Consider the following 13,051-nt stretch of genomic DNA (forward strand, 5'->3'; position numbering starts at 1 on the left):
GTTCTCGTGAAGAACTTATTCTGATGGTACTACAAGCGAACGATGTTCTTTTGCCTGCATGCTTTGCTGGCGTCACTGGATTCGCTTTGAGGAGACAGAGGCAGGCATGGAGGCGAGCGTATGCAGAAAACAGAATGTGACTTCTTGATGGAACACATCTCCCTGACGTGTGTCTCGCTTCGCGACCTTCAAAACCAGACGGCACATGCTCAGAAGCGTTTACGAGCTCTGGTTGCATCGCTTGATCGAAAAAGAGGAAAAGAGGCAACTGATACGCTGGTGGCGGCTCTCTGCCTCAAACTGGATCTGCTACCGGCGTGGCTGCGATTGCCTCAAGAGGATGGTGTTGTATGCAGGGACGAAAACCAACGCTGTACGAACTGCGAATAAGGCACAACATCTACCACCACGAGTTACAGCATGCATGTGAGGCGCGGGGGCTACGTGCCTCCTACCTCGCGTGTGTGTCAGGCGCGGCGATCCCGCGTGAAGCTGCGGACATCATCCTCGCAGCTTTTAACAAGCTGGCGCATACCCACTATCAGCTTGATGAGGTCGAAATAGCGCTCAGGCCCCCGCTTTCAGAGCAGGATCTTGAAGGCAAGCTCAGGCAACTGGATAAACTCCGTCTCGAGTGGCTGCAAACACGGAGAAAGAAAGCCTTAGATGCCTATCGAGCGCTGGAGCGATGGTTTGAAAACCAGGGGCTTGCACCCGCGTATCACGACGCGCTGGAACGGCATGTGATTGTGTAAATAGTTCAGTTACAGGAGAAGGATGATCGTCTTATGGCAGGAGAAGGAATAAACATCTTCAGACGCATCATAGAGCGTGGAGTGCGTTACCGTACACTCTTCGAGGCTTGTCAAGAACGGCATTTGACCTCTGCCCTCTCTTGCGCTTCTGGTGGGGCGATGCCGAAAGAGCGGGCGGAACGCCTGCTTGCTCTGCTCAATGAGCTCACAAAAGCCACCTCTCCCCCTGATGAGGTTGATATCCCGATTCGTCCGCATCTCTCGCGCGCTGAAGGCGAAGGCAAGCGAGAAGAGCTGACAGCATTTCGTCTGCGTGTCAGGCCTCGTGGTTACACCATTGACGATCTTGAGCGCCAGAAACAATGGTTCGCGCAACGGTGCATCGGGATCCATTTGAACGGCAAGAAGGAATGCTACGAGCTGACCGAAGAGGCGGAGGGAGACGAACTATGAGCGCGTATCGACTCATGAACATGCGCCTTACCGATCTCATGCACATTGTAGAGCAAGCGGTCTCGATCACTGTCGATGCCTTCCATTCCTCTATCAGCGCGTACAGGCAAGAGGCTGATCCTGAGCGCAAAAAGATGTGGCGGCGGCTGGTGCGCGATCATCTCGCGTGGCTGCGCTCTCACGAGATCCCGAAAGATGTCTCCACACGCTCTCCCTGGATTCTGGAAAAGCAGTGGTCCACGTTAGTACGCGTGGATCTCGACGGCGAAACGAGAGAGCCTCATGATCTCAATGAGTTGATCTCATGGCTGAAACAGTTCACCAGGCGCAAGCGAATCGGGCAGATGTACATCACAATGAGCTGTGAGCGCTCACCCGTTGAAGTTGAAATGGACGTCGAAAAGGAGGCGGGCAATGCAGCAACAGAATGACTTTGAGGTACGTGCAGGGAAAGAGTGTATCTATACCGACAATGATGCAAAAGAAGCTCATGAGGCCTTTAAGGCTGCTGCCCTGAAGCCTGAGTATTATGATCGCACGATCGATCTTCTCTACAAAGGTCGGCTTGTTGCCGGTTTTAAAGAGAGAATCGGTTATCGACCAACGGAAGACAACCGGAAGCAGACAGATTCATAGATCGCTTCATCTGAGTGTTTTCCCTTTTGGAGCCCTGCTACCCAACGTATCAGGGCTCTTTTTCTGGGCGGTTTCCTGTGCCGCAAGCACAACAAGCATCCAAGTAAGAGGCAGCAGACCGGTTCTCTCGTGCGAGACAACGGATGGAAGAGGTTCTGAACAATGAAAGCGCCACGCTCTATCACACGGCATGGAGAGAGGCAATGGAACAGTGAAAGGAGGCTGCACGGCTGGCAGGATTCGCCGCTGACTGTCCTGGGGGTCTGTCAGGCGCAATGGCTCGGGGAAGCGTTGCGTGAGGTCGCGTTTACTGCTATTTATACCAGTCCGAGCCAGAGGACGCGCAAAACAGCGAAGCTGATCGGCGCTCATCATTGTGATATTCTTTCACAGGATGCATTGCGTGATTTGTGCAAGGGTGATTGGGAGGGAAAGGCGCGTGAGGAGCTTCAACAGCGCGAGCCGGAGATCTTCGCTGCTTTTTGGAGTCGTCCGCATCTCTATTGGCCCGTCAATGGCGGCGAATCTTTCTACGATCTGCGGGAACGCGTGCAACCCTTTCTCCACAGCGTGCTTGAGGAACAGAAAGGGGAAACGCTCCTTCTCGTCACGCATGCAGCGACGCTGAAGACCATAATGGCCTTCTTCGATGAGCGCCCAATGGAACGGCTTTGGGAGCCGCCGGCCGCATATCCGACCGGATTATGCAAGGTCGTGATCGAGGAACAGAAGCCGCTGATTGAGCTGTACGGCGATATCTCCCACGATCGTGAATGGGCGAACGTACAAGGGAGAAGCTGACCAATACGAAACAGAATGTCAAGGAAGATTCGAGAAGATTCCTCTTCAGGCTCCTCATATGAATGCTGTTTCCGTATTGCTTGTTCCAGCTCCTCAAGCGTCAGCAGGAGAGCCGCACTCGAGAAGGAACCTTTTTGTTCATGGGCAAGCAAGCCGTGCAAGCGCGCGCGCAGCCCGCTCAGGCGCTGGATTTTGACACGGTGTGAGGGCTTCAAGCGGGATGTATGCTCAAGGTATGAGAGGTATAAGCCCACAAGCGTCTCAACCACCCGCACACCATTGAAGGAGAGGCAGAGCCGGGGAACCAGAAGTGCCCCGTCGCTCTGGCGAAGCTGATCGTAGGCCGGCCAGACCAGATTGGTGGTGGGCAGGGAGTCGTTAGCCTTCGGAAACAAGGGCGTGATGTTCTGTTGCTGCTTTTTCTGTTGTCTCATCGTGTTTCCTGACTTTCTTCTGGATACACCGCAAAGCTGCCTTCATACGACATACCTGTTAAACACAGGAACGCAGACTTGATCGTGTGAGTGTGCTCCTCCGTGACCGGCGCGCCCTGCTGAACGCGCCAGACCACCATGAGCGGGACACCGGCAACAAAAGCCACTGTGTGGATCGAGAGTTGATGCCGCTTCAGGTAGCGTGTCACCTGAGCCTGCTGAAGGGCTTTTGTACTTAAGGGTCGCGTCTTGTGATCCGCGATATCCGCTCTGTGTTTGAGCATCCGTTCCTTCCTCCTTTCCGACCTCGCCTGAAGCACAACAAGCCCATCGAGAAAGCAACACGCGCAGGCAGGAAACACACAAGTCTTGAGGATGGAAGCAACGTCCATCCTCAAGCAAGAGATGTGAGGGAAATTCAAAAACAGAGAAGCACTCGCTGCCTGCTCACCTCCTTTCAAGACAGAGTGAAGTGCTTTGTTCCTTCAGCAAAGAGAGGAAACACGGTGTTCCTCTGTCTCTCCCTGCCTGGGAGATGACGTGGAGCGCACATGAGCGGGAACCGCTGACGCATCGTTGGCCAGGCTGCATGCTTGAGCCCCATTGGCGTTCCCAGGTCGTCTTTCTCTCTGCATTTTTCAAGCATACGCCCACCATCCCTGGAGAGAACATGTTTGCCGCCTGTTTCGGGCATGGCTGAAAAAAAGCCCACGAGATCAGAAGGGACTATACAATGAGGGGAAGAACATGGTATACTTGCTCTCAAGCAGAGAATGCGGACATCATGAAGGAGTTGAGTGAGGAGGTATTGGAGGGATGAACGCAGACACCCATATACAACTGGTGACCTTTGGGCCTTCGCGCCTGGAGCTTGTCTGTGCCGAGCAGACCGAGGTGCTTTCGCTGCGCCGACACGAGAAACTGCGAGGAGTGCTGGCGTTGTTGTTGTGTGCTTCAGAGCGAACTCTGCCGCGAGCGGAGCTGGCCAGAGCGCTCTATGGGCATGAGCAGGAGGGACGAGAGCGCTTAGAAGATATACTCAACAATCGCAGTATCAGCCGTGTGCACCCGTGCCTCACGCGGGAGGTCTTCTTTGCGGAGATTGATCGTGTGCGGGTGAGCTTGCCAGCTCAGGAGCGGTTCTGGTGGGATGCCGACGCCTTTCTTGCCCTGGTTGAAGAAGCTGCATGTTGTGATGAACCGCAGAGAGCGCTGTTGCTCTGGCAGCAGGCCGAGGCCCTGATAGGGCGAGGCACCTTCCTCTCTGATGATGTGGCGGCTCCCTGGAGAGAGCAGCGCATTGTTCGGCGTAAACAGGAGAAGATCGATCGTGCCCGCCGGCAGATGCTTCGCGGTTTGGGGCTGAGTGTGCTAGCGAGCGGAGGAGAAGAAAAGGCCGAGGAGTATCTCTGCGAGTATTTCCAGGAGGCACCAAATGATTTTCACACACTGGAGTTGGTGCTGAGGATGGCGGTGAGTCACCAGCGACCCGATCTTGCTATTATGTTCTACGAGCTTGTGGAAGACAAGGTGCGGACCAGCAAGAGTCCTTTTCCAATCCCGCTCTCTGTTCGGAACTGTGTGCAGGAGTTGCAAAGCAACCATTGTCCCTCTCACTCCCAGCAGGGAGTGCTCCCCGGAGTTGATGCTCAACGCATTCACAGCGAGTTCCTTGAAATCCGTACGAGTTCGCATGATCTTTCATTTCCCCCTGTGCAGGCGGTACCTTTAACTCTGATCACGTCTAACCCTGCCCTTTGGTTCTCTTTCAAGCTCCATGCCTGGGAACGGCTCATCAGTCAAGCGTACGGGCGGGCCGACATGTATGCAGAACTTCAGCAGCAGCTCAACAAGGAGTTTGATATGGTGAAGCCGCGCTCGCAATCTACTGATACCGAGTATTACTTTTCGAGAAGACAGGCATTGCTTGCGATTGCATCTCTTCCGCTGTCCTGGTTAAGTGAAAGTGGATGGAACAAGAAAACAACTTCTTCCCGGCTTCTCGGAGAAGAATTTCTGCCGTGTTGTGCGGCCAGTTTAACCGCATGTTGGCACTTGCTTCGCGGCCATGAGTTTGCGCTGGTGCAAGATATTGTGGCCTCCTCTCTTCCTTTCTTACATGCGCTGGCGACACAGTCCATGAAACGGTATCAGCCCCTTGCAGCAAACCTTGCTATCCAGGCCTATCGTTTGCTGGGAATCCTGGCACTGCATCGGAATCATCCCGAAGAGCAAGAAGATGCTTTCAGGCAGGCGGTATGGATCAGTCGTTTTGCAGATGATGTGAGTTTACAAGTTTCAGCACTGATCTCCTTGGGCTATCATAAATCATCACAAGAAGCTCTTCCTCTGTATCATCGTGCTCTGCACCTGGAACGGTATGAAAACGCATCTGCTCTTGTTCAAGCACGTTTGTATGCAGAGCTTGCGGTTGCAGCGGCGATGCAGCGAGAAGAGAAAATGGCGCACTGGTATGAAGAGCAGGCACACAAGCGATACCCGCAAAATCCGGAGCGCGATCCCAGTTTTCTCTTTGCTGAGTTCAGTCTCTCTTCTTTCAGTATGGAGCTTGGAAGAATGTATCTTGTCCTCGGGCAGCACTTTCCGGAACAGAGATATGCGCAACAAGCCCAAGAAATCTTCTCCGAGGTAGAATATACCTCATCTGTAGGGAGATCGGAACGGATACGCGTTGAAAGCCTCAATTATCAAGCCCAGGTGGCGCTCACACTCAAGGAGAAGGAGCTTTTCCAGCATTTCCTTGAGAAGGGAATTGATGGAGCTCGTCTGCTTGGCAGTCAAAAACGATGGGCTGAAATCCAAACGGTGTATCAGCAGGCCTGTCGTCTCTGGAAACAGGAAAGCTGGTTGAAAGCATATCGTGTTCTTTTGCCATCAGGAGAGTGAAAGATGTTGTCGGTACCAAAAGCGGTTGTGATTACCGGAGGAACAAAAGGAATTGGACGGGCTATTGCGGTAAAACTTGCTCAAGAAGGCTATCGCTTGCTCCTCAATTATGCTCACGATGGCAGTGCGGCTCAAGAAACGCTTCAGCAGTGCCGTCAGTCTACTGAGCAGGTTCACCTATTCCGCGCCGATATTGCACACAAGCAAGAAGTTGAAGAACTGATGCGAGCGGCATGTCACCATTTTGGGACGCTTGATGTCTTGGTGAATAATGCGGCTGAGGTGCGAGATGCCCCGTTTCTTTACCTGACAGAAGAGGATTGGGATCATGTGGTTGAGACGAATATGAAAGGGGCGTTTCTCTGTGCCCAAAGCGCTGCACGGATCATGATGACGCAAGAGAGCGGAGGACTCATTCTCAATATCGGGGCTCCAACCGGGATTCTAGGGCGAAAGAATGGGGCAAATACATGCGCTTCCAAGGCGGGCATGATGGTATTAACGAATTGTATTGCTTTAGAATTGGGACCAAAGGTTCGAGCAAACACGATCATCCCAGGGTTAACCTATACGGAAGAGACAGCTCAACGATACCAGCTGAATGATCCAGCCATTCGGCAGCAGAAAGCCTCATTGATCCCCTTGCAACGAATAGGTGAACCTGAAGATATTGCCAATGCTGTCTCACTTCTTTTGACTGATAAAGCGAGCTTTATCAATGGCCAGAAAATTGTAGTGAATGGTGGGCAATATATGTTTTAGTCTAGTGATACGGAATCCAGGCATGTACACGCCTATTTTGTTCCCTCTCTATCTGTTGTAGATTGTGTTGAGCAGCGGTATCTGGATTTCAGACGTGTGAACCCTGGGGAGAAAGGTCCTTGACACTCCCTCGTTCACGTCTATCATATCAATATGACGTTAACGTAACATGTGAGTGGGTGAGCGATGAACGACCGGATGCGCATAGGTGATGTGACGGAACGAGCAGGGGTCACTGCGCGCACCGTCCGCTATTACGAGAGTATTGGGCTGCTCCCTCCTGGTGAGCGTGAAGGCCGTGGCCAGCACTATTACACCGAGGAGACGCTGTATCGTCTGCGTAAAATTGATCAGTTAAAGAAGCTTGGACTCAGCCTGGATGAAATACGTGACGTGATTGATCTCTATTTCACTGATCCAGGTGGAATACAACCAAAACAGAAAGTCCTTGCCATCCTGCGCCAGCATCTGGCCGAGGCAGACCGGAAGATTGGAGTGTTACAGCAATTTCGTGCTGACTTACAGGCCACTATTGAACGCTTCGAGCGCTGGCTTGAGGAAAGAGAACCGTAACGAGGCTTTTTTTTATCCAAAACATGACGTTAACGTCACATTTTAAGTGCAAATCATTCAGGAGTATTGAGAAAGATGAATGAAACGATTGGATGTATTGGACTCGGCAATCTAGGGTTGCCACTGGCAAGGAATCTCCTCAAAGCCGGGTATGCGCTGCGGGTGTATAACCGCACGGCGAGCAAAGCGGAACCTCTGGTTGCTCAGGGTGCACAACAGGTGAGTCGACCCGTTGACGCGGTGACAAGCGGAGGAATTGTTGTGACCATTTTGTGGGGTGATGCGTCAGTGGAAAGCATCGTCACGAGTGAGGGCTTTTTAGAGCAATTGGGACCAGGTGGTATCCATCTTGCGATGAGCACGATATCGCCTGAAATGACAAAGAAGCTGGCGGCGATGCATGCGCAACATGGCAGTGTCTATGTTGAGGCTCCCATCTTTGGAGGATCTGAGGCCGCTGTCGCCCAACGGCTCTGGATTCCGTTTGCGGGTCCGCAAAGAGCCAAAGAACGCGTCCGACCACTCCTGAAGGCGATGGGGGGGCAGGGTATTGTTGATTTTGGCGAAGAGGTTGGTGCGGCAACGCTTGTCAAACTTGTGGGCAACTTCCTGATTGTTTCCGCAGGACAATCTTTGCGAGAAGCGCTCTCGGTGGCTGAGAACAATGGAGTCGATCCGAAAGCAGTACTTGATATGCTGACGACGGCCCCCACGCTATTCCCCTCTCCTATCTATCAGGGGCATGGGAAGAGAATTGTCGAGGATACCCAGGCTGCGCCTTTCAGGCAGAGTAAGATTCCGCTGAAGGACGTGACTCTCTTCACGAAGACTGCACAACAGGTAGAGTTGTCTACACCCATTGCACACCTTTTGTCTGATCTCTTGAGAAGCGATGAGGCAAGAGCGTAGACGCTTCCTTCAGCCCATCCCTTAATCTTCTCAACATGTTGACGGGAAAGAGGGATGAGTGCTTGCCTTCTTAAGGGACCTTTTCCGGGAGAGAGAAATGAGCGTTAGCCGACAGTAATAGGAGGTGTAGATCTGCTCCTCCAGTTGCCTGACCGAGCGTATGTCGTTGAGTCCTATCACGGCCCGCTTGCCATGGCTCCACCTGGGTGCAATGGGATTGAGGCAGGGACTTTGGATGGGCAGAAACAACGGCAGAATGCGCACAGGAGTGCCTGAGGGTTTGACCTGCCGGTTGTGTTGGCGAATCCAGGTGCGCACGAGCTTACTGGAATCTCAGGAGCACTCTCCCAGATCAGCGGCCAGGCGCGTTGGCCCGGGGAGGATGGCAAGGATGAGGGCACAAAGTGGAAGCAGTGGACGTTTCTTCAGCAGCAGTATGTGTGGGGCGTCTTGAGAGGAGGCAGAGGGAGCGGGAAGATCATCGAGGGGGGGAAGGGGAACGGGAAAGAGGAGGGAGGGTTGCGGTTTCACAAAAGCGGGAAGTGGGAGGGATGGCAGGAGACAAGAGAGGGAAAGCGGGAAAAGGGAGGGAACGAGCCGGGAAAGAGGGGGGAGGGTTGCGGTTTCGCAAAAGCGGAACGTGGGTGAGATTGTTGGTGCAGTAAAAGCAGAGAAGGAAAAGGCGGGAGCGAGCCAGCAGAGGGAGGAGAGAGGGAGTGACCCAAGCAGGCACGCCGTCGCGGTTGTGTCTGGGAGGTGGAGCCGGTGGAGGATGAGGGGTGTGGTGGTTTGGAGCGTGTCCCCCACCACTCGTCTTTGCGGCGTCGTTGAGTTCGCGAGCGCATTGGTGTTGTGGTGCTGGGCTCCATGCTCAGACACGGCTTCCCTCCCGCAGGTTCCTCCGAAGCGGAAAGCGGGGTCCGTCTGCCCGGCCTGTTGAGGATGCCAAAAATCGGAACAAAGCCGGAGCAGGTACCTGTCCCGGGAATGGAGCAGCAGGTCCGGGTTTGGTGGAAAGAGGGGGGGGTGTTGCATCTTGTGGGGGAGCGTGCGATAGGGCATATGTTTCCGTTGCGAGAGAGGGATCAGGATGCTGTGGAAGCATATCTTTCATCCTCTGGGGAGCAGGTTGGTGCCAACGCAGATGACGAGGAGGAGACGTCATCGCAGGTTGCGGTCGTGCGTGACGGGGGGCTCTCTTCATCCGCTTGCGCGGAAAGTTTGCTTCCGCGTGGCATGAGATGAGAGGGTGCTGGCATGCGCTTTCAAGAGGAGGTGATGGACAAAAAGCGCTTTCAGAAGCTGGTGGCTGGAAGCGGGATCATCGGAGGAGGGTGGGACGGAACCGGGAGAGAGGGGGGAGGGTTGCGGTTTCGCAAAAGCGGAACGTGGGTGAGATAGTTGGTGCAGTAAAAGCAGAGGAGGAAAAGGCGGGAGCGAGCCAGCAGAGGGAGGAGAGAGGGAGTGACCCAAGCAGGGACACATAGGAGTGGAACAGCTTTTTGTGCTGATTGCTGAAGTGTTGAAGAAGGGATTGGTGAAGCTTGTTGGACGAGCGTCCTTGCAGAGTAAGAAGAGAAGCAGTGTGCATCGCGAATCGGGTAGAGGCAGCCTCTGGTAATGTGCAGAGAGCTGCTCGTTTTATTACCAGGCAGGAATGGGTGTCTCTTTGAGAAGAGACGCGAAGAGTCTGCTGGATCGGAGAAGTGGAATGGAAAGAAAGGCTTGTGGGATGATGTTGCCTCTTTAGCGCCGCTGGTTGGAGCTAAAGAGGAGCAACATGGTTTAACCTCTATGGCCAAGGCCAAATTTTTCTGGTGTGGCGGCGACTCTTTCTCCTTCGAACAGAGAAGTAATAGCCGAAGACGCTACCAAGAATGATGCTAGAGATCGTTGTTGACTGGAGGAGAATCGGTTCACGCGTGAGCATAAAGACAGAGAGAAGCAAGATGGCGATGGCAAGAGCCCCCCCTCCTAAAAGGCAGCGCATAAACGCTTCGCTGTTAAAATTCTTTTTAGGTGTTGGGGGTACTTTTTTCGGTTTGCGCGAAGACGCGGATTTCCTCTGTTTTTTTTGAGGAGAAAGGGAACTGTTTCTCCTATCTGTAGAAGAAGAGGTATCAAACTGGTATAGAATGTCGTTATACATGTGGTGGTCATCCATATGCCACCTCCTTTGTACTAAACGAGGGGAGCAGCACTTCTAACGCAAGCTCCCCGGACAACGGGACGCTACAGATGCGGCAACATCTGTAGCTTCTTTTTTCCTCAAAGACGATTTTTCCTGTATTCGAAGAAGAGCTGAACCCTCACGGAGGTAAAAAAATTGGGCTTGCTTGCCAGGAAGTTGAGAAGAGTAAAAAAAAAGACTGGGGAGAGTTTTCCCCGCTACCTCTCCGATCAGTAACAACATGTGACGCTTGTGAAATAATAACGTATAGGAATAGCTGTGAAAATAGGATAAGTACTTTCGTAATGATTATGTACTTACTTATCTTTGAATGAGATAGTAATGCTACAGAGTTTTATTAGAAAAAGGTGCTTGCTAAGCTGACATATCCCATTATGTACTATCTCATTGCTTTCACAGTACTTCCTCCCTCAACAATACTGCCTAAAACGGAAGAAGGAAGAGATATTCAAAGCCTTTCTCCAAAAAGTCCTCTGCTTGACGTCAAGCAGAGGGGCATGAAACCTGTTTGCTATCGCAGTGTATACGCGAGATTGCAGAATAAGAGTACAGAGGTTATAACCGATAATCCTGAAGGAGTCTCTCCTTGAGATGAGGGAGAGCAGAATCTGGAAGAGAAAGGAGGTCTGGCAGAAAGAAGTTAGCGAGGCGAGACTCCTCAGACCAGTGGCCCTAGAGTCTCTTTGGGCCGCTGCACTCTTCACAGAAGAGCGGATCTAGCTTTGCGGGCTCTGTGTGAGGGTGTGGTGCATCTTCAGGCGAGCCAGGGCCGGCCAGGTCGAGCAGGATGAGCTGCGTTGTCTGTGCGTGGTCCTCAGACCGGAGAGGTGCTCAGAGGGATGCCGGGGAGGGAAAGAAAGTGCTTGGTGTACTTGTCCGATTACGTGTCTCCCTCCTGTTTCCCTTGCGTGCGGGATGCTCCTTGAGCAGGCATCGTTGTTGCAAACGGATGCCTGCTTTTGCGCGAATCGACTGCGCTGAGCATGGAAGCACGAGGTTCGCGCAGAAAAGCGCAACAGGGGGAAGGGGCTTCATCAGCCGGGAGAAAGGATCTGCTGTGTCAGGTTCGTGTGGAAAAAGAGGGGAGGCTCAGGGGAGGTTCGCGCAGAGGGGATTTGGCAGTGGCGTGCCAGGCGCTCTCAGCAGAACCAGGGTTGCAAGGGCTCAGTGAAGACGTTGAGGATTGAAACATGTCGAGATGTGCGCGGCCGCGCTGCCTCTGCCACGTGGCAAGGGCTCAGTGAGGTTGTTGAGGATTGAAACGTTTTGGGATAGGGCCATCCTTCTACGACCAATTCTGTTGCGACGGCAGGGGGTATTGAGGGTGATCGCTGTTGTGAAACGCGGCTCGAAGCGCACGAGCGTATTCGCTTCCTTGCGTCTGACCCCTCGCATCTCTGCTTTGACCTGGGTTTGGAGGGGGAGGACCCCGACCGATATGCAGGATGACCCATATGGAAAGGATCCATTGCGAGAAAAAAGTGACTGGAGAAGAGGGGGAGGAGGGAAGAGGGAGCCGGGGTTTTCCGTGGCCCGGCAGCACGGACATGGAAAAGAACAAAGAGTTTCTTGAGCAATTCCGTGTGTGAAACGGTCAACGCGATGTTGAGCATGGCTCGTTCGTGAAGTAGTAATCGCCGTCGAGATCCGCCAGGAGAGCAGGTTGTACAGGATGCCACCCCACCCATTGTTGGGTCAGTGTGCTCGAGGCTGGGTTGTCTTGTGAAAAGAAGTGCCCGAGGAAGCCGAAGTGTGCGCTGGCCTCCTCGAGAGGCAGGGAGACGACCGGAACATTGAGGCGGCGACCAATGACGCTGGCAATGGCGCGTACTGGTATCCCTTCGTCGGCAACTGCGTGCAGCACTGATCCCGCTGGGGCCTTCTCTAGCGCTAATCGGAACAGATGTGCGGCATCAAGCCGGTGCACAGCGGGCCAACGATTCGAGCCGTCGCCTGGGTACGCCGATATGCCTTTGGTACGAGCAAGGCTGATGAGGGTCGGGACAAACCCGTGGTCGCCCTCGCCATGGACCGTCGGTGCAAGTCGCACGATTGACGTGCGCACGCCGCGCTTGGCCAACGCGATTGCCGCGTTCTCCGATGCGATACGGGGTGCGGTTGACCCGGCGTCGGCCACGTCCTTCTCCGTCCCGAGCTGCCCCTGCGGGAGAAAGAAGGTGAGCATCAATGTTCCCGAGGTGATCACGAACGGCTTGTCGGAGCCCTGCAGTGCAGCTCCGATGGTCTCGACTGCCCGCAGATCTATTTGCCCGGCAGCCACGTAGTCGGAGAAGTCGTGCATATATGCGAGGTGGATGACGCCGTCGGATGCCGCGGCTCCGCTTCGTAGACTGTCCAGATCATCAAGCGCCCCTCGGTGCACATCTGCACCGATAGCGGCAAGCGACGCAGCACTTGCGTCTGAGCGAGCGAGACCGAGGACCTGGTGCCCGGCAGCTAAAAGCTCACGGACGACGGCCGAGCCGATATAACCAGTGGCGCCAGTAACGAAAACTCTCATAGGAAAATCCTCCATCAAGAAACGTAGGGGTACGGCTTGGGTTGTGTGGCCACACGCATCACGTCAAGCGATACCCTATGACTGGTCGTGTGTTCAAACGGCGCATGCG

Annotated in this window: 17 protein-coding genes; 14 read left to right on the forward strand and 3 right to left on the reverse strand. The window is 53.7% G+C overall.

The annotated features are described in order from the left end of the window. Positions 1-120 precede the first annotated feature (120 nt). The 6 genes from KTH_RS09990 to KTH_RS10015 all read left to right on the forward strand — a co-directional run bounded on the left by KTH_RS09990 (position 121) and on the right by KTH_RS10015 (position 2,645). Positions 121-390 carry a hypothetical protein gene (locus KTH_RS09990; RefSeq protein ID WP_497618305.1) on the forward strand — a complete coding sequence of 90 codons (270 nt, stop codon included), beginning with the start codon at positions 121-123 and terminating at the stop codon, positions 388-390. Next, positions 351-755, forward strand: a complete 405-nt coding sequence (locus KTH_RS09995; RefSeq protein WP_497618307.1) for a hypothetical protein — start codon at positions 351-353, stop codon at positions 753-755. The genes KTH_RS09990 and KTH_RS09995 overlap by 40 nt, the downstream gene beginning before the upstream one ends. Before the next feature lie 33 nt (positions 756-788). Next, entirely contained in the window at positions 789-1,208 is a 420-nt protein-coding gene (locus tag KTH_RS10000; RefSeq protein WP_497618309.1) for a hypothetical protein, read from the forward strand. Then, positions 1,205-1,639: a hypothetical protein gene (locus KTH_RS10005; RefSeq protein ID WP_497618310.1), complete on the forward strand. Its 435-nt coding sequence runs from the start codon at positions 1,205-1,207 to the stop codon at positions 1,637-1,639. Before KTH_RS10000 ends, KTH_RS10005 begins: the two co-directional genes overlap by 4 nt. Next, entirely contained in the window at positions 1,623-1,844 is a 222-nt protein-coding gene (locus KTH_RS10010; RefSeq protein ID WP_497618312.1) for a hypothetical protein, read from the forward strand. The genes KTH_RS10005 and KTH_RS10010 overlap by 17 nt, the downstream gene beginning before the upstream one ends. Positions 1,845-2,006: 162 nt before the next feature. Next, positions 2,007-2,645, forward strand: coding sequence for a histidine phosphatase family protein (locus KTH_RS10015; RefSeq protein ID WP_497618314.1), 639 nt, complete (start codon positions 2,007-2,009; stop codon positions 2,643-2,645). A gap of 430 nt (positions 2,646-3,075) precedes the next feature. Here the strand turns inward: KTH_RS10015 and KTH_RS10020 are convergent, their stop codons facing one another. Further along, positions 3,076-3,363, reverse strand: a complete 288-nt coding sequence (locus KTH_RS10020) for a hypothetical protein (RefSeq protein ID WP_497618315.1) — start codon at positions 3,361-3,363, stop codon at positions 3,076-3,078. A gap of 532 nt (positions 3,364-3,895) precedes the next feature. On the opposite strand from KTH_RS10020, the gene KTH_RS10025 reads away from it, so the two are divergent. From KTH_RS10025 to KTH_RS10060, 8 genes are all read left to right on the forward strand, one after another. Then, positions 3,896-5,986, forward strand: a complete 2,091-nt coding sequence (locus KTH_RS10025; protein ID WP_497618317.1) for an AfsR/SARP family transcriptional regulator — start codon at positions 3,896-3,898, stop codon at positions 5,984-5,986. 3 nt (positions 5,987-5,989) lie between these two features. Then, the gene (locus tag KTH_RS10030; protein ID WP_497618319.1) at positions 5,990-6,748 is read left to right on the forward strand and encodes an SDR family NAD(P)-dependent oxidoreductase; all 759 of its coding nucleotides are present in this window, start codon (positions 5,990-5,992) and stop codon (positions 6,746-6,748) included. A gap of 186 nt (positions 6,749-6,934) precedes the next feature. After that, positions 6,935-7,321, forward strand: a complete 387-nt coding sequence (locus KTH_RS10035; protein ID WP_497618320.1) for a MerR family transcriptional regulator — start codon at positions 6,935-6,937, stop codon at positions 7,319-7,321. Between the two features lie 75 nt (positions 7,322-7,396). After that, on the forward strand, positions 7,397-8,230 hold the full coding sequence (locus tag KTH_RS10040; RefSeq protein WP_137686069.1) for an NAD(P)-dependent oxidoreductase: 834 nt from the start codon (positions 7,397-7,399) through the stop codon (positions 8,228-8,230). 294 nt (positions 8,231-8,524) lie between these two features. After that, on the forward strand, positions 8,525-8,878 hold the full coding sequence (locus KTH_RS10045; RefSeq protein ID WP_137686068.1) for a hypothetical protein: 354 nt from the start codon (positions 8,525-8,527) through the stop codon (positions 8,876-8,878). Between the two features lie 294 nt (positions 8,879-9,172). Then, on the forward strand, positions 9,173-9,475 hold the full coding sequence (locus KTH_RS10050) for a hypothetical protein (RefSeq protein ID WP_111326964.1): 303 nt from the start codon (positions 9,173-9,175) through the stop codon (positions 9,473-9,475). A 12-nt stretch (positions 9,476-9,487) separates the two neighbouring features. Further along, positions 9,488-9,631 carry a hypothetical protein gene (locus tag KTH_RS10055; protein WP_497618324.1) on the forward strand — a complete coding sequence of 48 codons (144 nt, stop codon included), beginning with the start codon at positions 9,488-9,490 and terminating at the stop codon, positions 9,629-9,631. Positions 9,632-9,719: 88 nt separating this feature from the next. Beyond that, positions 9,720-9,851 (forward strand): hypothetical protein, encoded by a 132-nt coding sequence (locus tag KTH_RS10060; protein WP_497618326.1) that lies wholly within the window; start codon positions 9,720-9,722, stop codon positions 9,849-9,851. Between the two features lie 171 nt (positions 9,852-10,022). Here the strand turns inward: KTH_RS10060 and KTH_RS10065 are convergent, their stop codons facing one another. Together KTH_RS10065 and KTH_RS10070 are read right to left on the reverse strand one after the other, a co-directional pair. Then, on the reverse strand, positions 10,023-10,394 hold the full coding sequence (locus KTH_RS10065) for a hypothetical protein (protein ID WP_137686066.1): 372 nt from the start codon (positions 10,392-10,394) through the stop codon (positions 10,023-10,025). Between the two features lie 1,621 nt (positions 10,395-12,015). Then, positions 12,016-12,942: an SDR family oxidoreductase gene (locus KTH_RS10070; RefSeq protein WP_497618329.1), complete on the reverse strand. Its 927-nt coding sequence runs from the start codon at positions 12,940-12,942 to the stop codon at positions 12,016-12,018. Positions 12,943-13,051: the final 109 nt, after the last annotated feature.

The organism is Thermosporothrix sp. COM3 (genome assembly GCF_059696735.1).

Excerpts from the sequence above, each read along its gene's own strand:
- KTH_RS09990 (WP_497618305.1), top strand. The coding sequence starts at position 121 with ATGCAGAAAACAGAATGTGACTTCTTGATGGAACACATCTCCCTGACG.
- KTH_RS09995 (WP_497618307.1), top strand. The coding sequence starts at position 351 with ATGCAGGGACGAAAACCAACGCTGTACGAACTGCGAATAAGGCACAAC.
- KTH_RS10000 (WP_497618309.1), top strand. The coding sequence starts at position 789 with ATGGCAGGAGAAGGAATAAACATCTTCAGACGCATCATAGAGCGTGGA.
- KTH_RS10005 (WP_497618310.1), top strand. The coding sequence starts at position 1,205 with ATGAGCGCGTATCGACTCATGAACATGCGCCTTACCGATCTCATGCAC.
- KTH_RS10010 (WP_497618312.1), top strand. The coding sequence starts at position 1,623 with ATGCAGCAACAGAATGACTTTGAGGTACGTGCAGGGAAAGAGTGTATC.
- KTH_RS10015 (WP_497618314.1), top strand. The coding sequence starts at position 2,007 with ATGAAAGCGCCACGCTCTATCACACGGCATGGAGAGAGGCAATGGAAC.
- KTH_RS10020 (WP_497618315.1), bottom strand. The coding sequence starts at position 3,363 with ATGCTCAAACACAGAGCGGATATCGCGGATCACAAGACGCGACCCTTA.
- KTH_RS10025 (WP_497618317.1), top strand. The coding sequence starts at position 3,896 with ATGAACGCAGACACCCATATACAACTGGTGACCTTTGGGCCTTCGCGC.
- KTH_RS10030 (WP_497618319.1), top strand. The coding sequence starts at position 5,990 with ATGTTGTCGGTACCAAAAGCGGTTGTGATTACCGGAGGAACAAAAGGA.
- KTH_RS10035 (WP_497618320.1), top strand. The coding sequence starts at position 6,935 with ATGAACGACCGGATGCGCATAGGTGATGTGACGGAACGAGCAGGGGTC.
- KTH_RS10040 (WP_137686069.1), top strand. The coding sequence starts at position 7,397 with ATGAATGAAACGATTGGATGTATTGGACTCGGCAATCTAGGGTTGCCA.
- KTH_RS10050 (WP_111326964.1), top strand. The coding sequence starts at position 9,173 with ATGCCAAAAATCGGAACAAAGCCGGAGCAGGTACCTGTCCCGGGAATG.
- KTH_RS10055 (WP_497618324.1), top strand. The coding sequence starts at position 9,488 with ATGCGCTTTCAAGAGGAGGTGATGGACAAAAAGCGCTTTCAGAAGCTG.
- KTH_RS10065 (WP_137686066.1), bottom strand. The coding sequence starts at position 10,394 with ATGGATGACCACCACATGTATAACGACATTCTATACCAGTTTGATACC.
- KTH_RS10070 (WP_497618329.1), bottom strand. The coding sequence starts at position 12,942 with ATGAGAGTTTTCGTTACTGGCGCCACTGGTTATATCGGCTCGGCCGTC.